At 64.9% G+C, this 18,708-nt stretch carries 18 protein-coding genes and 1 tRNA gene; 4 read left to right on the forward strand and 15 right to left on the reverse strand.

All coding sequences use genetic code 11. The features are described 5' to 3' along the window. Positions 1-13: 13 nt before the first annotated feature. The 9 genes from QRN25_RS24485 to QRN25_RS24525 form a co-directional block, all read right to left on the reverse strand. A complete protein-coding gene (locus tag QRN25_RS24485; protein ID WP_285021998.1) occupies positions 14-199 on the reverse strand; it encodes a hypothetical protein in 186 nt (61 codons plus the stop codon). Next, positions 196-978 carry an MBL fold metallo-hydrolase gene (locus QRN25_RS24490; RefSeq protein ID WP_271183309.1) on the reverse strand — a complete coding sequence of 261 codons (783 nt, stop codon included), beginning with the start codon at positions 976-978 and terminating at the stop codon, positions 196-198. The genes QRN25_RS24485 and QRN25_RS24490 overlap by 4 nt, the downstream gene beginning before the upstream one ends. Continuing rightward, positions 975-1,754 carry a TatD family hydrolase gene (locus QRN25_RS24495; protein ID WP_285022000.1) on the reverse strand — a complete coding sequence of 260 codons (780 nt, stop codon included), beginning with the start codon at positions 1,752-1,754 and terminating at the stop codon, positions 975-977. The genes QRN25_RS24490 and QRN25_RS24495 overlap by 4 nt, the downstream gene beginning before the upstream one ends. After that, positions 1,754-3,313, reverse strand: a complete 1,560-nt coding sequence (metG, locus tag QRN25_RS24500) for a methionine--tRNA ligase (protein WP_285022002.1) — start codon at positions 3,311-3,313, stop codon at positions 1,754-1,756. Before metG ends, QRN25_RS24495 begins: the two co-directional genes overlap by 1 nt. An 83-nt stretch (positions 3,314-3,396) precedes the next feature. After that, entirely contained in the window at positions 3,397-4,371 is a 975-nt protein-coding gene (locus QRN25_RS24505) for a DNA polymerase III delta subunit-related protein (protein ID WP_285022003.1), read from the reverse strand. After that, positions 4,368-5,009: a dTMP kinase gene (tmk, locus tag QRN25_RS24510; protein ID WP_285022005.1), complete on the reverse strand. Its 642-nt coding sequence runs from the start codon at positions 5,007-5,009 to the stop codon at positions 4,368-4,370. The genes QRN25_RS24505 and tmk overlap by 4 nt, the downstream gene beginning before the upstream one ends. Then, positions 5,006-6,163: a D-alanyl-D-alanine carboxypeptidase family protein gene (locus QRN25_RS24515; RefSeq protein ID WP_285022006.1), complete on the reverse strand. Its 1,158-nt coding sequence runs from the start codon at positions 6,161-6,163 to the stop codon at positions 5,006-5,008. The genes tmk and QRN25_RS24515 overlap by 4 nt, the downstream gene beginning before the upstream one ends. Before the next feature lie 59 nt (positions 6,164-6,222). Beyond that, positions 6,223-7,224: an SPOR domain-containing protein gene (locus tag QRN25_RS24520; protein ID WP_285022008.1), complete on the reverse strand. Its 1,002-nt coding sequence runs from the start codon at positions 7,222-7,224 to the stop codon at positions 6,223-6,225. Then, complete coding sequence (locus tag QRN25_RS24525) at positions 7,208-8,215, reverse strand: lytic murein transglycosylase (RefSeq protein WP_285022061.1); 1,008 nt, start codon at positions 8,213-8,215, stop codon at positions 7,208-7,210. Before QRN25_RS24525 ends, QRN25_RS24520 begins: the two co-directional genes overlap by 17 nt. 161 nt (positions 8,216-8,376) lie before the next feature. Here QRN25_RS24525 and QRN25_RS24530 point away from each other — a divergent pair. Then, a tRNA-Ser gene (locus tag QRN25_RS24530) sits at positions 8,377-8,466 on the forward strand. 352 nt (positions 8,467-8,818) lie between these two features. Here the strand turns inward: QRN25_RS24530 and acs are convergent. After that, the gene (acs, locus tag QRN25_RS24535; protein WP_285022009.1) at positions 8,819-10,768 is read right to left on the reverse strand and encodes an acetate--CoA ligase; all 1,950 of its coding nucleotides are present in this window, start codon (positions 10,766-10,768) and stop codon (positions 8,819-8,821) included. Between the two features lie 216 nt (positions 10,769-10,984). Here acs and QRN25_RS24540 point away from each other — a divergent pair, with 216 nt between their 5' ends. Both QRN25_RS24540 and QRN25_RS24545 read left to right on the forward strand, forming a co-directional pair. Next, positions 10,985-11,488, forward strand: coding sequence for a GNAT family N-acetyltransferase (locus QRN25_RS24540; protein ID WP_036523171.1), 504 nt, complete (start codon positions 10,985-10,987; stop codon positions 11,486-11,488). 85 nt (positions 11,489-11,573) lie between these two features. Beyond that, positions 11,574-11,891: a PilZ domain-containing protein gene (locus QRN25_RS24545; RefSeq protein WP_036523167.1), complete on the forward strand. Its 318-nt coding sequence runs from the start codon at positions 11,574-11,576 to the stop codon at positions 11,889-11,891. A gap of 60 nt (positions 11,892-11,951) precedes the next feature. Here the strand turns inward: QRN25_RS24545 and lpdA are convergent, their stop codons facing one another. The 4 genes from lpdA to QRN25_RS24565 are packed head-to-tail and all read right to left on the reverse strand — an operon-like array spanning position 11,952 to position 15,462. After that, positions 11,952-13,367 carry a dihydrolipoyl dehydrogenase gene (lpdA, locus tag QRN25_RS24550; protein ID WP_285022010.1) on the reverse strand — a complete coding sequence of 472 codons (1,416 nt, stop codon included), beginning with the start codon at positions 13,365-13,367 and terminating at the stop codon, positions 11,952-11,954. Positions 13,368-13,369: 2 nt separating this feature from the next. Further along, a complete protein-coding gene (locus QRN25_RS24555; protein WP_008832724.1) occupies positions 13,370-13,750 on the reverse strand; it encodes an acyl-CoA thioesterase in 381 nt (126 codons plus the stop codon). Position 13,751: 1 nt separating this feature from the next. Next, on the reverse strand, positions 13,752-14,141 hold the full coding sequence (locus tag QRN25_RS24560) for an acyl-CoA thioesterase (RefSeq protein WP_285022012.1): 390 nt from the start codon (positions 14,139-14,141) through the stop codon (positions 13,752-13,754). A gap of 1 nt (position 14,142) precedes the next feature. Continuing rightward, complete coding sequence (locus QRN25_RS24565) at positions 14,143-15,462, reverse strand: pyruvate dehydrogenase complex dihydrolipoamide acetyltransferase (protein WP_285022014.1); 1,320 nt, start codon at positions 15,460-15,462, stop codon at positions 14,143-14,145. Between the two features lie 172 nt (positions 15,463-15,634). Between QRN25_RS24565 and QRN25_RS24570 the strand changes: the two genes are divergently transcribed. Further along, complete coding sequence (locus QRN25_RS24570; protein ID WP_008832727.1) at positions 15,635-16,090, forward strand: universal stress protein; 456 nt, start codon at positions 15,635-15,637, stop codon at positions 16,088-16,090. Between the two features lie 169 nt (positions 16,091-16,259). Here the strand turns inward: QRN25_RS24570 and rnr are convergent, their stop codons facing one another. Beyond that, positions 16,260-18,590: a ribonuclease R gene (gene rnr / locus QRN25_RS24575; RefSeq protein ID WP_285022016.1), complete on the reverse strand. Its 2,331-nt coding sequence runs from the start codon at positions 18,588-18,590 to the stop codon at positions 16,260-16,262. Between the last annotated feature and the right edge of the window lie 118 nt (positions 18,591-18,708).

Below are 18,708 nucleotides of genomic sequence, written 5' to 3' on the forward strand. Positions count from 1 at the left end.
TAGAGGGTGGCGATCATGAGGTGATCCTCAGACCGGACCATTGAATCACCAGCACGAGGCTAATGATGACGGCTGCCCATATGGCTGCGAGGCGCAATGCCTGCCCGCCGCCGAGCCCGCGAATTTGCGGGTTGCGCGATGCCAGGACCAAACAGCCGACGATGGAGATCATCGATACGATCATGGCAGTCAAGGTCATGGCGCGATCACCAGTCCATCATAAGCGACCTGCACGTTTGCAGGCACTGAGGCGCTCAGTGTGGCATAGTCCATGCTCTTGTCGAGATGCGTCAGCACGGCCGTGCTGACGCGGCACACTTCAACGAGTTCCAGCGACATGGCCAGATGTGAATGGGTCGGATGCGGTTCGCGGCGCAGGCAATCTACTATCAAGACGTCGCAACCATAGAACAGGTCTATCATTCCGCGTGTAATCTGATTGAAGTCTGTCGCATAACCGATTGATTTACCGTCGGCATCGAACAAGAATCCGGTCGAATCCATACCCCCATGTGGCATCTGGGTATGGCCGACGCGAAAACCTTCGCAAAGGCGTAGCGTGTCGAGATTCTCCAGCGAAATCAACGTTGGATAGCCATGCTGGCCGGCAAAGACGTATCCAAAGCGCTGCCGCAGCCGACGAACCGTTTCGGAATCTGCATAACCCGGAATCGGTCCGGCGCGGCCGTAGCGCAGCGGGCGAAGATCATCGATGCCGTGGCAGTGATCGGCGTGATCGTGCGTCCAGAATACTGCGTCTATGCGATGGATGTCATTCGCAAGGAGCTGCGCGCGCAGATCGGTCGGCGTATCGACCAGAATACGGGCTCCGGCATCGCTTTCGAGCAGGATCGCGACGCGCGTGCGCCGGTTTCGGGGCTCCTTGGGATCGCACAGGCCCCAGTCTGCCCCGTTATTCTCGCCGCCGAGCCGCGGTACTCCGGTGGATGTGCCGCTACCAAGGATCGTCACCTTCACGCGTAATGCGCCTTGGTAAACAGAGCGAAGAAATTGCGCGTCGTCACCTCGCCAAGATGCTCCACGCTGATCCCGCGCAAGGTCGCAACGAAAGCGGCGGTATCGGCCGTGAATGCCGGCTCGCACTTGCGGCCGCGATGTGGGACCGGTGCAAGAAACGGCGAATCGGTCTCCACAAGAAGCCGATCTTCAGGAACTGTTTTTACGAAGTCCTGCAAGTCCTTGGCGTTCTTGAACGTCACGATGCCGGAAATACTGATCGTGAGGCCCAGATCGAGGACCTTGCGGCCGAAGTCCGCGCTGGCGGTGAAGCAGTGGATCAGCGCAGGGAAAGCGCCCTTCCCCATTTCCTCCTCAAGAATACGCGCGGTATCACCCTCGGCGTTGCGCGTGTGAATGATGATCGGGAGGCCGGTCTCACGCGCGACGGCGATATGCGTGCGGAACAATGCCTGCTGCACGTCGCGGTCGGACTTGTCGTAATAATAGTCGAGCCCGGTTTCGCCTATGCCGATCACGCGGGGATGGGCCGCGGCTTCGCGCAAGGCGCTCTCGCCGAGATCGGCATGCTGGTCCGCCTCATGCGGATGGATGCCGATCGAAGCCCATACGTCCGGTTCGCGCGCGGCGGTATCGACGACGCGGTCCCATTCCCGTTGCCGGGTCGAGATATTGAGGAACCCCTTGATCCCCGCCGCGCGCGCGCGAGCGAGAACGGCCTGCTGATCCTCGACCAGGCCCTCATACTCGAGATGGCAGTGGGAATCGATCAGCATCAGGCTGCCGCTTCCTCGGGCAATTGAAGGCGGGGGAACACGCCCTGCGGCTTGTCGACCTTGAACCCGGAAGCGACGAGTTCGTCAAACCACCCGGCCTCCGCTAGCGCCGCATAATTCCGGGCATCCGCGCCCTGTCCCATCTGGTCGAGTAACGCGTCGATTGCGGTGGGCACCACGGGCCTTACGGCAAGGGCAAGATCGCGCACGACGCGGAAGAGGGTCATCAGCACCGTCTCCATGCGTGCGGGATCGCTCTTGCGCAGTGCCCAGGGGGCCTGTTCGTCGACATACTGGTTGCAGGCGAAGACGCCGCGCATCCAGGCTTCCAGACCAGTGCTGAAATCGAGGGCGTCAAAGGCCGTACGCAGACCTGAGATGCCCTCGGCTACGGCGGCGAACAGTGCGGTGTCCGCCTCACTATATTCAAGCCCAGACTTCAAATCCCCATCCATGTTCTTGAAAATCATGGATAGGCTGCGCTGCGCTAGATTGCCGAAGCTATTCGCGAGCTCGGCATTGGTGCGGGTGACGATGGCTTCGGCCGACCACGAACCATCTTGACCGAACGCGACTTCGCGCAGGAAGAAATAGCGCAGCGTATCGACGCCAAAGGTTGCGGCCAGCCCGATCGGATCGGTGACGTTGCCCAGTGACTTCGATTCCTTCTGCCCACGATTGAGCAGGAAGCCGTGTCCGAAGACCTGCTTGGGCAGGTCCAGGCCTGCGCTCATCAGGAAGGCGGGCCAGTACACGGTGTGGAAGCGAACGATGTCCTTGCCGATCAGGTGAACGTCGGCAGGCCAGAACTTGGCGAAGTCGCCCTGCTCCTCGGGGAAGCCGAGACCGGTGATGTAGTTGGTCAGCGCATCGACCCACACGTACATGACGTGATTATCGCTCCCGGGAACCTTGATCCCCCAGTCGAAGCTGGTGCGCGAAACCGACAAGTCGCGAAGGCCACCTTCGACGAAGCGCTGGATCTCGTTGCGGCGGCTCTCGGGACGGATGAAGTCACCTGAAGCGTAGAGTTCCAGCAATTTGTCCTGATACCTGGATAAGCGAAAGAACCACGATTCCTCAACGGTCCATTCCACCGGAGTGCCCTGAGGCGACAGCTTCGCGCCACCTTCGCCAGCCTGCAGTTCGCTTTCGTCGTAATAGGCTTCGTCGCGGACCGAATACCAGCCTTCGTAGCGATCGAGATAGAGGTCGCCGTTCGCTTCCATGCGGCGCCACAGTTCCTGAGTGGCGGCGTGGTGGCGCGGCTCAGTCGTGCGGATGAACACGTCATAACCGATATTCAGAGTGTTGCACATTTCCTTGAAATACGACGACATTTCATCTGCCAGAGCAGCCGGCGTGGTATCGAGTTCGCGCGCCTTCTGGGCCATCTTCAGCCCATGCTCGTCCGTGCCGGTCTGGAACCGGACGTCGAAACCTTCCGCCTTCTTGAAACGGGCGATCACGTCCGCGGCGATGGCCTCGTAGGCATGGCCGATGTGTGGGCGTCCATTGGGGTAGCTGATGGCGGTAGTAATGTAATAGGGCTCGCCCATACGGCGTCGCGCTTTCCTGGCTGGTGTTTACAGGTCAATATTCAAACACGTTCCGAACTTCCCGCAGGAGTCCGGCGAACGCGCTAGCGTGCCGCTTCTCTAGGCATCGCGGCCGAGGCCAGCAACCCGCCAATTTCCATTATGAGGAGCCCGGCATCGAAATTGTAGGTCGGAGCCTGCGTCGCCAGCTTCGTAAGCGCGCCATAAGCCTCGATAATGCCGAGTTGGCGACGGCGTGGCGCGTCGCGCAATTGGTGGACGAGGACCGCTCGGGCCAGTTCCAGCGCCGCCAGTTGGCGGTCGCGTGCCGGTCGCCCGCCCATCTCATCAGCAAGGGCGCCGCGAAGGAGGAAATCCGGGTCGCCGCGCTGGAGGATGCGCATCATCAGTTCGTGAACGGCACCGAGGTCATGCTCGACGATATCGAGCGCTACGCCGGGCGACCCTTGGGCAGCTGCGATCGCGGCGGAGCGCGCGGCGGCATCGGCTTGCGGTGCGTCGCGGCGGATGACAGCTTCGAGCTCCTCCCGGTCCAGCGCTGCGAAGCGCAGAACCCGGCACCGGGAACGGATGGTCGGCAGCAGGCGCCCAGGCTGGTGCGTGACGAGCAGGAAATAGGTTCCCGCCGGCGGTTCCTCTAGGGCCTTCAGAAGCGCGTTGACCGCCCCCTTTTCCATGTCGTCGGCAGGGTCGATGATGATCGCGCGGCGATCGCCCAGCGTCGGCTTGGTCGCGAGGCGGCGGATCATGCCGCGTACCTGGTCCACGGTGATGTTGCGCTTGGTCTGGTAGGGCTTGCCTTCGGCCTTCTTCTTTGCCTCGTCGTCGTTGGCGGGAAGGTGGTCTAGGATGTGGATGTCGGGATGGCTCTCGACATCGAGCACCGGGGCGCCGGGCTGACGGACCAGTTCGGCAGCGGCGGCGCGAGCGAACGCGCGCTTTCCGAGGCCCTTGCCGCCACTCAGCAGCCAGGCGTGGTGCATACGCTCGGACGCGATGGCGGCGAGCCATTCCTGCCACGCGGCATCCTGGCCGATAAAGGGCTTGTCCATGTTCACCCCAGCAACGGCGCCAGTGCAGCGAGGACCTGCGCTTGCGTGTCGTAAGGGTTTCCATCCCCGTCGACCCGGGCGAAGCGGGCGGGCTCTGCGTCGGCGAAGGCAGAAAACGCGCTGGCCACACGGGCATGGTAGGCGGCATCCCGGCCGCCGATACGGTCGCTGCCGTCGGTGTCGCGCAGGGCGAGCCTTTGCACGGCCACCGCCGGGGTTACCTCGATCAGCAGCGTCAGATCGGGCAGCAGGCCGTCGCTACCAATGGCGTGAAGGGCGGCGATGTCGCTGTCAGACAATCCGCCGCCACCACCCTGATAGGCGCGGCTCGAATCGAGATAGCGATCGCAGATGACCCATGCGCCGCGCGCAAGCGCCGGGCGGATCAGGCGGTGGACATGGTCTGATCGTGCGGCGGCGAACAAAAGCGCCTCGGCGCGCGGGTTCCAGCTTTCGCCGCCGTCCCCCTCGACGCCATCGAGAAGCAGGGCACGGATCGCCTCTGCCCCCGGAGTGCCGCCCGGCTCGCGGGTGGTGACCACCTCCAGGCCAAGCCCACGCAGGGCTTTGGCCAGCAGGCGGGCCTGGGTGGACTTGCCTGCCCCCTCCCCGCCCTCGAGCGCGATGAATCGACCCTGTGTCATGTAAACAGGTTGATAAGCCCGTTCAGCAGCCTGTCCAGCCATCCGGCAGTGCCCACGTCACGCCCCGCGTAGAGCGGCACGCGGCCCGGTGCGAGCCCGGCGACGCGGATCTCCAGTTCGCCGACCTGCTCGCCTTTGCGGATCGGCGCCTTGATCGGTCCGCTGTAGTGGACGGCAAGCGTGATGCCCGGCTGAGTGCCGCGCGGGATGGTGGCGTGAACCTCACGGTTGGCGACGAGCGGCAGCGAGCGGGCGTCGCCGCCCTGCACCCTGGCCTGCGCGATCGTCTGGCCCTGGTCGAAGAGGTGGCGCGTGTCCCATGCGGCGAAGCCCCATTCGAGCAGCGCCTTTGCCGCATCGTCGCGCACCTTGGGCAGCGGCGATCCCGCCAGCACCATGACGAGGCGGCGCCCCCCACGCTCGGCCGTGCCGAGAAAGTTGTAGCCAGCCTCGCGGGTATATCCGGTCTTGATGCCGTCCGCGCCGGGCACGACGCCCACCGTCGGGTCGTGGCTGCGCATGTGGACGTCACGCCAGATCCAGTGCTTATGACCGGAAAACTCGCGGTAAAGATCAGGATAGCGCGTGATCATCGCATCGGCGAGGCGCACCAGATCGCTGGCGGTGACGTAGGTGTTGCCCTCGTCCATCCAGCCGTTGGGCGTGTTGTAGTGACTGCGCGTCATGCCGAGGCGCCGCGCGGCGTCGTTCATCTTCGCCGCCCAGCCCTGCACGCTGCCCGCATAGCCCTCGCCCAGCACGACGGCGGCATCGTTCGCCGAAGCGGTCATGATGCCATGGAGCAGGTCGCGCGTGGTCGGCCTGTCCTTGGTCGTGATGTACATGTTGGTGCCCTTGGCGAACCATTCCTTCTCGGTCTCGGGTCGCTCCTGGAACTGGCGGTCCATGCGGAGACGGCCCGCGCCGATTTCTTCGAAGGCGACGTAAGCGGTCATCACCTTGGTCACCGAGGCGGGCAGGAAGGGCGTATCGGGATGTTTCTGCGCCAACACCTGGCCGGAGCCGAGATCGACCAGCAGACTTACCGGGATCGGCGCAACCTGCGGCGGCGGGGCCGGGATGGAGGCGGCCGAGGCACTCGCCGGTATGGTCACGGCCAGTGCCAGCTTCACGATATTAGAAAACGACTTCAAGACCCGACTTCTCCCGCGCGCCTGTCGGCGTCTGGCTGCGCGCGGGAGACGTTTCAGGTTCAGTCCGCGCCGAGGATTCGGGCATCCCTATAGCCCGCGCCTTTCGCCTTCTCCAGCGCCGGCGCGGCTTTTGCACGGTTCGCGTAAGGACCGAGCCGCACGCGCCAGAACTTGCCTGCCGGGGACACGCTGCCACCGAGTTGCGCGGCGACCTTGCGAGCCGAGGATTCGGAGGAAAACGCGGCTACCTGTACGTAAGTCGAGCCCTTATCGGCGGGTTTGAGCGCTTCCGGTTTGGGCTTCGCCGCCGGAGCAGCGGGCTTCGGAGCGGGGGCCTTGGGCGGCGAAGGGGGCACCGTTTGCGACGGGCGGGCGGCGGGCGATACGGCCGGGGCGACGGATGCGGGCCTGGCCACCTTCGGTGCCGCTGCCGGCTTCGCGGCCGGAGCCTTGACTATCGCAGGCGGTTCTCCCGCAGGCATTGCCGGCGGCGTGGAAGGCGGCGGGACCAGCGGCGACTGATCCGCCAGCTTGCGGCGCAGGACCTTGAGCAGTCCTTCGGGCGTTTCCATGCGCTCCGGCGCCCGGCCGCCGGCCCGAAGGAGCGCGCGCTCCTGCTCCGGCGGATTGACGCGGCGTACCCGCACTTGCGCCCTGGCGCCAGGAGCGAGACCGAGCTGCGCCGAAGCATCGGCCGACAGTTCGATGAGCGCATCGTTTACCATCGGGCCGCGCCTCTCGATCCGCACGAGGATGGTGCGGCCGGTGTCGAGCGCGGTCACTTCTGCATAGCTGGGCAAAGGCAAAGTCTTGTGCGCGGCGGTCACGCCGATGCCTTCGCCGGTGATGACACCGCCGACCGCGTCGTAGTTCAGCTGGTCGGTCGGCGTCCAGACGGTGCTGCCTATGGTGAAAGGTTCGCCGACGACGACCGGATAATCGGCGGCAGGCCCCGTAGCAGGAGCAGCGACCTGCGGAGTGCGGGAAGCGGCCAAGGCCCCTCCCGAACCGAGCAGGATCAGCGCCGCAAGCGGCAGGGCATGGTTAACGGGCAATCTCATCTGCAAGCAACCCCACGGACATCGCGTAGTAGTTCGAGCAGTTGTACTGGAGGATCACCCGATAATTACCGGTTAACAGATAAGCTGGCGTGCCCGGGCCGTCTGGCTGGAACACCGAAGCGAGCACCTCATTGCCGATCGTCCCCTGCGGCAACACACCCAGCGCGCGCCATTGCGACACCGGCTTCCACTGCGAATGGCGCGCGTGGACGGCGGCGCAGGAAGGCGAAGACAGCTTCGTCGCATAAACGTTCACGTTGAAGCCCGAAGGCAGACTGGCCTGCACGCCCCAGGGCTGGCCCGGTCGCCACCCCGCGTCACGAAAGTAGTTTGCGATCGAGGCGAGAGTGTCGGCAGAACTGGAAAAGATGTCTGCACGCCCGTCCCCGTCTCCGTCCACGGCAAGGCGAAGGTAGACGCTAGGCAGGAACTGCGGATAACCGAAGGCCCCTGCCCAGCTGCCTCTGAGTTGCGAGCGTGGTACGCCGCGATCGACCATCTTCATCAGCGCAATCAATTCGCCTTCGAAGAGTTCACGGCGGCGTCCCTCCCACGCCAGCGTCGCAAGCGAACGGGCAAGGTCGAAATCGCCGGTATAGCTCCCGTAATTGGTTTCATGGCCCCAGATCGCGAAGAGAATCGGCGCGGGCACGCCATAACGCCGCTCTATCTGAGGAAGGATCGAGGCGAGCGAGGCATAACGCGTCTTCCCGCGCGCCACGATCGAACTGCCGACGTGCTGCGCGATGTAGGGCGCCAGCGGCGGCGGCGCTCCCCGGCTGCCGGGCTGCGAGGAGTCGAGCGCGATGACCCGGTCGTTAGGCGTGAGACCGCTCAGCACGCTCGTGATCGCGCCCTCGCTAACCCCTTGGGTGCGAGCGTGGGAGGCGACGATTCGCAGATAATCGGGGAACGACTCCGCCTGTGCACAGGCCTGCGCGGCAGGAAGCGCAAGCACGATGGCGAAGACGGGAAGACGCAGGGATCGCATGAAGGTTGCAAAGGTCATCGCGAGGAAACTTCGCACAAAGCAGTCCGGTTGCAAATGGCCCGCTGCGCCTCGTCGTGGACAGTCGCCGCAAGCCCGATGCCCTTCACCGAGCATCAACCCCTTGCGCCCGCGCCACTTTGGGCTATGCGCAGGAATAGAGCGGACAGGTGGCCGAGTGGTTTAAGGCAGCGGTCTTGAAAACCGCCGTGGGTGCAAGCTCACCGTGGGTTCGAATCCCACCCTGTCCGCCACTTGCTTTCGTCATCCGCTATCGCCGCCTTTGCTCTGTCTCTCGATGCGCCACTTGTGACGAGCAAGCCGCGTGATCGGTCGGGAGCAGCGGCGGCAATCGCTGCGATAGTGCGAGCCATCCCATTCAACCGAACGGCGAGGGCGATGGCGATTGAACAAACAGAAAAAGCGCCCGAAAGCCACGCTTAGCCCCCATACATGCAGAAAATTGAGACCAGATAATTCGCCGCCCCCTTTAGGCTCAACGAAACAAATCCGTCGCATTTCTCCGTGCATTTGCGGAAGAGCAAGGCGCCGCGAATAGTGAGAGCCTGCGCCATTCGGCGCGGGCTCTCATCGTTGCGTCTCAGTTCAGGCGCTGACGGGTTGGGGCCGGTTTGCCAGCAGGTTGTCGACCACCGACGGATCAGCCAGCGTCGAGGTATCCCCCAAGTTGGAGACGTCGTTCTCGCCGATCTTGCGCAGGATGCGGCGCATGATCTTCCCCGAGCGGGTCTTGGGCAGGCCCGGTGCGAACTGGATTACGTCTGGCGTGGCGATCGGGCCGATCTCGTGGCGCACCCACGCGATGAGTTCCTTGCGCAAGGCGTCGTCGGGCTCAACTTCGGCGTTGCAGGTGACGAAAGCGTAGATGCCCTGCCCCTTGATCTCGTGCGGCATGCCTACAACCGCCGCTTCCGCCACCTTGGGGTGAGCGACGAGTGCGCTTTCGATCTCCGCGGTGCCCATGCGATGCCCGGAGACGTTGATGACATCGTCGATGCGGCCGGTGATCCAGTAGTAGCCGTCCTCGTCCCGGCGGCAGCCGTCACCGGTGAAGTACGTGCCCTTGAAGGTGCTGAAATAGGTCTGGAAGAAGCGCTCGTGATCGCCCCAGACGGTGCGCATCTGGCCGGGCCAGCTGTCTGTGATGACGAGGCAGCCATCGCCCGGCCCCTCGATATCCTTGCCGTCGTTGTCGAGCAGTTTCGGCTGCACGCCGAACATCGGGCGGGTGGCGGAGCCGGGCTTGAGCGGGGTCGCGCCGGGAAGCGGTGAGATCATCACGCCGCCGGTCTCGGTCTGCCACCAAGTATCGACGATCGGGCAACGCCCCTCGCCCACGACCTCGTGATACCAGGACCATGCCTCCGGGTTGATCGGCTCGCCTACCGAGCCGAGGAGGCGCAGCGACTGGCGGCTGGTCTTCTTCACCCAGTCGTCGCCTTCGCGCATGAGCGCACGCAGAGCGGTGGGGGCACCGTAGAAAATCTCGACGCCGAACTTGTCGACGACCTGCCAGAAACGGCTGGGATCGGGGAAGTTGGGGACGCCTTCGAACATCACGGTGGTCGCACCGTTCATCAGCGGGCCGTAGACGACGTAGCTGTGGCCGGTGACCCACCCGATGTCGGCCGCGCACCAGTAGATCTGGCCGGGGCGGTAGTCGAAGACGTACTCGTGGGTCATTGAGGCCCATACCGAATAGCCGCCGGTGGTGTGCAACACGCCCTTGGGCTTTCCAGTGGAGCCCGAAGTGTAGAGGATGAACAGCGGGTCCTCCGCGCTCATTTCGACCGGCTCGCATTCGGCGGCCTGATCGGCGACGGCCGAGGCCCAGTCGATGTCGCGACCCTCGGCCATCGGTACGCCGGACTTGGTGTGCGCGAGGACGATCACGCTGTCGACGCCGGGACAGGCCTTGAGCGCCTCATCGACATTGGCCTTGAGCGGGACTTTCTTACCCCCGCGCAGGCCCTCGTCGGCAGTGAGGACGACGCGGCTGTCGCAATCCTGGATGCGGCCCGCCAGCGCGTCCGGCGAGAACCCGGCGAAGACGATCGAGTGGATTGCGCCGATCCGCGCGCAGGCCAGCATGGCAACGGCCGCTTCCGGCACCATCGGCAGGTAGAGAGTGACGCGCTCACCCTTCCGGACGCCGCGTGCCTTGAGGAGATTGGCCAGGCGGCAGACCTGCTCGTGCAACTGGCGGTAAGTGATCCGGCGCTCGGGAGCGGTAGGACTGTCCGGCTCCCACAGGATCGCGATCTGGTCGCCCCGCTCCGCGAGATGGCGATCGAGACAGTTGGCCGAGAGGTTCAGGGTGCCGTCGGTGAACCACGAAATGCCGAAGTCCTCTTCGTGGAAACTGGTCTGCTTGACCACGCTGAAGGGCTTGATCCAGTCTATCCGCCGCGCTTCCTCGCGCCAGAACGCTTCGGGCTCGGAAACCGACCTTTCGTACATCTCCTGATAGCGGGCATCGTCGATCAGGGCGTTCCGGCTCCACTCGGCGGGAACGGGATAGACGGCCTCGGCCATGCGGATTCTCCTCTCATATCGTAGGGTCGGGCTCTCCCGGCCTTGCATGTTGCATAGCACAATGGACCCGGGCCGTTCCCATTGGACAATGGTAGAACGGGCCGGGCGGAATCTCGTGCCGTTTCGACGAAGATGGCGGGCGATCTGATCTCGATCAAGGTGCATCGCATGATCGCGGTCTAGAGATTCGGCATTCAATCGAAAGGTAACGCCGTCATGATCGTCACCCTCCCCACCCGTTCGGGCATTGACCTCGACGTGCGCCCGGCGACCGAGGCGGATGCACCCGCGCTGACCGATTTCTTCACCCGCGTGACGGACGAGGATCGCCGCTTCCGTTTCCTGTCGGCGACCGAGCACGTCGGGCCGGTATTGCTGGAGCCGCTGGTCCACGCCGACCACTTCCGGACCGAATCGTGGGTCGGGATCAACCAGGCCAGCGGGCAGATCGTCGCGTCGGGGCTGTTGGCTTGTGACGGACCGCTGGATACCGGCGAGATCGCCATTTCGGTCTGCGGCAATCACCGCGGCAAAGGGATCGGCTGGGCCATGCTCGATTACCTCTCGGCCCAGGCCAAGGTCCGTGGCTGTCGCCGCGCCATTTCCATCGAGAGCCGTGACAATCGCGCCGCCATCGACCTCGAACGCGAAAGGGGCTTCAGGCCTGAGCCGTTCGACGGCGATCCCGGGCTGGTCGTACTGGAAAAGACCTTCCGCTGAATAGGGTGGCAGCGTACGCGCGCCCGAATGCTAACGCGCTGGTAACCTGTTTTACGGCATGGGGTTCTCCCCCCAAGGAGACCCCATGCGCGATTCCCTCAAGCCCGGCCCGGCCGACAGTCGGACCCCTCGTTCCGCACGCGTCGGCGTGTCGATCCTGTGCGAGGTGCGTCAGGGAACCCGTCCGTGGAAACCGGCGCGACTGGAGGACTTGTCGCCCGGAGGCTTCCGCATCGGCCTGTTGCCCGATGCCCGGATGGAAGTGCCGCTGCGTATCCGCATCCCCGGACTGCAGTTGCTAAGCGCACGCATCTGCTGGGTGCGCGAAGGCGCCGTCGGTTGCGAATTCGCCGAGCCCCTGCACGTGGCCGTGTTCGAGCATATCGTGCGCGCCGCCGGCTGATACGAAAAAGGGCGGACCTTGCGGCCCGCCCTCTTCGTTTTTCCAGACCTTGCGGCGCGATCAGATGTGGATCGCGCGGCCGTAGGCGGCGAGGGTCGCCTCGTGCATCGTCTCCGAGATCGTCGGGTGCGGGAACACGGTGTTCATCAGTTCCGCCTCGGTGGTCTCCAGCGTCTTGCCGACGACGTAGCCCTGGATCATCTCGGTCACTTCCGCGCCGATCATGTGGGCACCGAGCAGCTCGCCGGTCTTGGCATCGAACACGGTCTTCACGAAGCCTTCCGGCTCGCCCAGCGCGATCGCCTTGCCGTTGCCGATGAACGGGAAGGTGCCGGCCTTGACCTCGTAACCCTCTTCCTTGGCCTTGGCTTCCGTCAGGCCGACCGAGGCGATCTGCGGGTGGCAGTAGGTGCAGCCCGGGATGTTGCGGCGGTCCAGAGCGTGCGGGTGCACTTCCGTGTTGCCCAGTTCCTTGGCGATCGATTCGGCGGTGGTGACGCCTTCATGGCTGGCCTTGTGGGCAAGCCACGGGCCCTTCACGCAGTCGCCGATCGCCCAGACGCCGGGGACGTTGGTGCGGCCATAGTCGTCCACCTTGACGAAGAACTTCTCGTCCGGTTCGATCTTGAGTTCTTCCAAGCCGATGTTCTCGACGTTCGGAACGATACCGATCGCGACGATGACGTGGCTGAATTCCTGCGTCTCTTCCTTGCCGCCCTTGGGCGTGATCTTGACAGAGACGCCCTTGTCCGAAGCCTTGACGTCGCTCGCCTTGGCGCCGGTGAGGATCTTCATCCCCTGCTTGGTCAGCGCCTTTTCGAGGAAGGCCGAGACGTCCTTGTCCTCGACCGGTACGATGCGGTCCATCATCTCCACGACCGTCACGTCGACGCCCATGTCGTTGTAGAAGCTGGCGAACTCGATGCCGATCGCGCCCGAGCCGAGGACCAGCAGCTTCGTCGGCATTTCCTTGGGCGTCATCGCATGGCGGTAGGTCCAGATGCGGTTGCCGTCCGACTTGGCGCCGGGCAGTTCGCGCGCACGGGCGCCGGTGGCGATGATGATGTGCTTGGCCGAGAGGGTTTCCGAACCCTTGTCCCCGGTCACTTCCAGCTTGCCCGGAGCGACCAGCTTGCCGGTGCCCATGTGGACGGTGATCTTGTTCTTCTTCATCAGGTGCGTGACGCCCTGATTGAGCTGCTTGGCCACGCCGCGCGAGCGCTTGACGATCGCGTCGAGGTCGGCGGTGATGTTCTCCGCCGCGAGGCCATAGTCCTTGGCGTGCTTCATGTGGTGCAGGATCTCGGCCGAGCGCAGCAGCGCCTTGGTCGGGATGCAGCCCCAGTTGAGGCAGATGCCGCCGAGCAGTTCGCGCTCGACGATGGCGGTCTTGAGGCCAAGCTGCGCGCTGCGGATCGCCGCGACATAGCCGCCGGGGCCGGAACCGAGAACGATGACGTCGTAAGAATCAGCCACTCTTAACTCTCCTGTTCGATCGCGCGGGGGCGGCCCGCGTCGTCGATTGCGACGAAGGTGAAGACCGCTTCGGTCACCTTCACCTGTTCTTCTTCATGCCGGTGGCGCCGCCAGGCCTCGATGCCGATGGTCATCGAGGAGCGGCCCACTTTCCTGAGTTCACCGTAGACGCTGACTTCGTCGCCCACCTTGACCGGCTTGTGGAACTGCATGCCGTCCATCGCGATGGTGACGGCGCGGCCATGCGAGTGGCGCGCGGCGATCAGGCCGGCGCCCATGTCCATCAGGCTCATCAGCCAGCCACCGAAGATGTCGCCATAAGCATTGGCATCGGCGGGCATCGCGGTGATGCGGATGACGGGTTCGCGGTATTCTTCCGCCATTTCAGACGATCTCCGAAGTCGCGGCGATGGGCCTGGGGCGGTCGTTTTCATCCAGCGTCACGAATGTGAACAGCCCGGTGGCGACTTCGACCTGATGCTCGCTCGCCCGCGCCCGGCCAAAGCCGCGCGTGGCGATCGTCATCGAAGTGCGCCCCGTCCGCTGCACGCTCGCATAGACGTTGAGTTCGTCGCCCACGAGCATGACGCCGGGAAAGGTGAAGTCGGTCGCCCCCACCACCACGGCCTTGTGGCCGGTGCGGCGGGTGACCAGCGAGGCGGCGCCCAGGGCAAGCTGGCTCATCAACCAGCCCCCGAAAACGCCGCCATAGGGGTTGAGGTCGGTGGGCATCGCGGTGACGCGGATGACCAGCTCTCCGGCCTCGTGCTCCATATCAGGCGATCATGCTCAGCGGGTTCTCGACGAACTCGCGGAACGCGGCCATCAGGCGCGCGCCGTCGGCGCCGTCCACGGCACGATGATCGAAGCTGCCAGTCGCACTCATCACAGTCGCCACTCCCAGCGACCCGTCTGGCATGACCCAGGGGCGCTTGTCGCCTGCCCCAATGGCGAGGATGGTCGACTGCGGCGGGTTGATGACGGCCGAGAAAGACTTGATGCCCATCATGCCCATGTTCGAGATCGAGGCGGTGCCGCCCTGGTACTCGTCAGGCTTGAGCTTGCCTTCCTTGGCGCGGCTCGCAAGATCCTTGGTCGCCTTGGCGATGGCCGAGAACGACTTTTCGTTGGCGGCGGTGACGATCGGGGTGATGAGACCGCCCGGGATCGACACGGCGACCGAAATGTCGGCGCGCTCGTACTTGATGAGTTCGTTGCCCGCGAACGTCACGTTGCACTCGGGCACCGCGACCAGCGCCATGCCGAGCGCCTTGACCAGCATGTCGTTGACCGAGACCTTCACGCCCTGCTTCTCCAGCGTGGCGTTGATCTGCGAGCGCAGTTCCAGCAGCTTGTCGAGCTGAACGTCGACGCTGAGGTAGATGTGCGGCGCTTCCTGCTTCGACTGGGCGAGGCGGCGGGCGATGGTCTTGCGCATGCCCGAAAGCTTCTCGACCGAGTGCGGCACGCGGGCATCGAGCAGCGCGCGGGTCTCGTCGGCCATCTCGACCGAAGAGGTCGCGGCAGCGGCGGGAGCAGCGGCCGGAGCCGACGCTGCGGGCACCGGAGCGGCCTTCTTGGCGGTCCCGCCCTGCGCGGCCTCGACGTCGGCCTTGACGATGCGGCCGTTCGGGCCGGAACCGGCGACGCCCGAGAGGTCCACGCCCTTGGCATCGGCGATACGCTTGGCGAGCGGGGTGGCGACGACACGGTCACCCGAAGCGGCGGCCTTCGGGGCAGCTGCGGGAGCGGGCTTGGTGTCAGCCTTGGGGGCTTCGGCCTTCGGAGCCTCTTCCTTGGCGGCGGCCTTCGGGGCGTCAGCCTTGGGTGCTTCGATCGCCGAGGCATCCTCGCCCTCTTCGACCAGCACGGCGATGACGGTGCCGACCTTGACGCCTTCGGTGCCCTCGGCGACGCTGATCTTGCCGATCACGCCTTCATCGACGGCTTCGAATTCCATGGTCGCCTTGTCGGTCTCGATCTCGGCCATGATGTCGCCGGAGGAGACGGTGTCGCCTTCCTTTACCAGCCATTTGGCCAGTTTGCCCTCTTCCATGGTGGGGGACAGGGCGGGCATCTTGATCTCGATGGGCATGGAAACTGTACGTTCCTTATTGTCCGTAGGGAGGCCGCTTTCGGGCGCTGGCCCCCTCCTTGGACGGCTTGAGCGTTGCGTTCAAGAACCTTGCAGTTTCTTTTTTCGCAACAGTGGTGGCTTGTCTTGCAGGCTTCGCGTATCGATAAGCCGGTTGGAGAGGGAACCACCCATGCGCATCTACCTGGTGATCGTCGACGAGAGCGAGGAAGCGCTCGTCGCCCTTCAGTTCGCGGCCCGCCGCGCGGCCAAGACCGATGGTGCGCTGCACCTTCTGGCGCTCGTCCCGCCGCAGCCCTTCAACGCCTTCGCTGGGGTCCAGGCGACCATCGAGGAAGAGGCCCGCGCCCGCGCCGAGACGCTGGTGACGGCGGCCGCCGGAAACCTTTTGTCGCAAGGCGCAAAGATGCCGGTCATCTCCGTTCACATGGGAGAAGACATCAAGATCGTGCGCAAATATCTGGAGGAGCACCCCGAGGTTTCGGCGCTGGTGCTGGGCGCGGCGAAGGAAGGCGGACCGGGCGCTCTGGTCGCGCACTTCACCGGGCCGGGCATGGCGCATATGACCTGTCCGGTGTTTGTGGTCCCCGGCGGGCTCGATGCCGAGGCGATCGAACGGTTGAGCTGAGCGGCACTGGGCGGCACCTAACGGCACTCAGGGGTGCCACAAACGGTCCATTGCCCCACATAACTTCGTCATTGCGAGCGTAGCGAAGCAATCCAGTGCGGTTTGCTCTTCCCTGGATTGCTTCGCTACGCTCGCAATGACGATGAGGGGCTGGATCGAGTGCGGGGCGTTACCGCTTGCCCCGCCCCTGATGCCGGATGTTCTTCGGCCGCCCGCGCTGGCCGACGAAGTGCTTGCCCTTGTGCTTGAGCGCCGGAGCATTCCCGCGCGGCTCGATCCGGCCGCCGCCGTCGGGCAGCTCATACTTGAGCGCGCCAGTCAGCGCATTGGCCTCCGCCAGTCGCAGCTTGAGGATCTGGCCGATCGAGAAGGCGGTGCCCGTCTCGTCGCCGACCAGCACCTTGGCCTTCTCGTCGAACGTGAATCGCTCGTCCCCCAGCGTCGAGACCGGGACCAAGCCGTCGCCGCCGAGGCCGACGATGGTGGCGAAGAAGCCGAACTTCTGGACGCCGGTGATGCGCGTGTCGAACACTTCGCCCACGCGGCTCGCCAGCCAGGCGGCGACGTAGCGGTCGATCGTTTCGCGCTCGGCTTCCATGGCGCGGCGCTCGGCCTGGCTGATCGCGTCGCTGACGCGGCCGAGGTCTTCGCGGTCACGCTCCGACAGGCCTGACAGCGCCGGAATGTCGGCTTTTGGCTTCGGCTGCTCCAGCCCATAGGCATCGACCAATGCGCGGTGCACCAGAAGGTCCGCATAACGCCGGATCGGCGAGGTGAAGTGCGCGTAGGACGCCAGCGCCAGCCCGAAGTGCCCGGCATTGGCGGGGCCGTAATAGGCCTGCGTCTGGCTGCGCAGGACCGCTTCCATGATGAGCGCCTTCTCGGTCTCGTCGGTCACGTCCTTGAGCATGCGGTTGAACAGGCTGGGCGTGATGACCTGCCCCATCGCCAGCTTCTTGCCGAACGTCGCGAGGTAGTCCTTGAGCGCCATCAGCTTCTCGCGGCTCGGCGTTTCGTGGATGCGGTAGACGACGGGCGCGGTCTTGGCCTCCAGCGCCTTGGCGGCGGCGACGTTGGCGGCGATCATGAAGTCCTCGACCACGCGGTGGGCATCGAGCCGCTCTCGGATCGCGATCTCGGTGATGCGGCCCTTCTCGTCCAGCTTGACGCGGCGTTCGGGCAGTTCGAGTTCCAGCGGATCGCGATTGCTGCGCGCGGTGGCCAGCGCCTTCCACGCGGCCCACAGGTTTGTCAGGTGCTCAGCCGCGCGGCCCTCGTCGATGCGCGCCTGCGCTTCTTCATAGGCGATCACTTCGTCGATGCGCACGATCGCGCGGGTGAAGCGCCAGTCGGTGATCTTGCCCTCGGCGTCGATCTTCATGTGGCAGGCCATCGCCGCGCGGTCCTCGCCCGAGCGCAGCGAACAGACGTCGGCGCTGAGCACTTCGGGCAGCATCGGCACGACGCGGTCGGGGAAATAGACCGAGTTGCCGCGCCGCCGCGCCTCGCGGTCGATCTGGCCGCCGGGGCGGACGTAGAACGAGACGTCGGCGATGGCGACGAGCGCGTCGAAGCCGCCCTCCCCGTCCGGCGCCGCCCAGATCGCATCGTCATGGTCGCGCGCGTCGGAGGGATCGATGGCGACGATCGGCAGGTGCCGCAAGTCTTCGCGGTGCTCGGGGCTGAGCGGCAGCTTCGCCGAAACCTGCGCCTCTTCCAGCACTTCCTCGATGAAGTGGTTGGGAATGCCGTGCTTGTGGATGGCGATCAGGCTGAACGACTTGGGCGCCAGCGGTTCGCCGAGCACTTCGGTCACCTTGACCGAAGGCCGTGCCGAACGGCCGATCGGCACGCCCAGCACCAGCTCGCCCGCCTTCGCCTCGCCAAGATCGGAGATTGGCGAGGAATTGCGGATGCGCTTGTCGACCGGGGCCAGCCAGGGCTTGCCGCCGCCGTCGATCTCGACGACGCCGAGGATCTGGTCGGCGCGCAGTTCCAGCTTCTTCATCGGGAAGGCGCGCCAGCCGGTAGCGCTTTCCTCGGTGCGCGACAGCACGCGGTCGCCCTTGCGCAGCGCCGAACCGCGCCCCTTCTCGATCAGGCGAATGCGTGGCGGCGGGGTGGCGTCGTCGGGCTGCCAGGTATCGGGGACGGCGATCGCCTCTCCCTCGTCGATGTCGATCACGCGCAGGACGGTGACCTTGGGCAGCCCGCCCATCTTGTGGAATGCAGTGCGCTTGCCGTCGATCAGGCCCTCTTCGGCCATGTCCTTGAGCAGCGCCTTGAGCTGGATCTTTTCATTGCCCTTGAGGCCGAAGTGGCGCGAGATTTCGCGCTTGCCCGCAGGTTCGCTCGAGTTCTGGATGAAGTCGAGGATCTGCTTGCGGGTGGGCAGTCCCGGCGTGGGGCGATCCTTGGCCGAACGATCCTTGACCGGACGGTTGGCGGTGAGCCGATTGCCTGAGGTTCGGTTATTGGCGGGGCGGTTGTTTGCGGGCATTCCTCGCAGATGCCCCCTGCAGCCGTGCAATGCAATCTCGCAGGCGCGAATTGCCCCCGGAAGCTCCGGGTTCACCCCGCCTCATCGCCACCCGTCTCGTCATTGCGAGCGCAGCGAA

It is taken from the genome of Novosphingobium sp. fls2-241-R2A-195 (genome assembly GCF_030209485.1).
GTDB classification, from domain to species: Bacteria; Pseudomonadota; Alphaproteobacteria; order Sphingomonadales; family Sphingomonadaceae; genus Novosphingobium; species Novosphingobium resinovorum.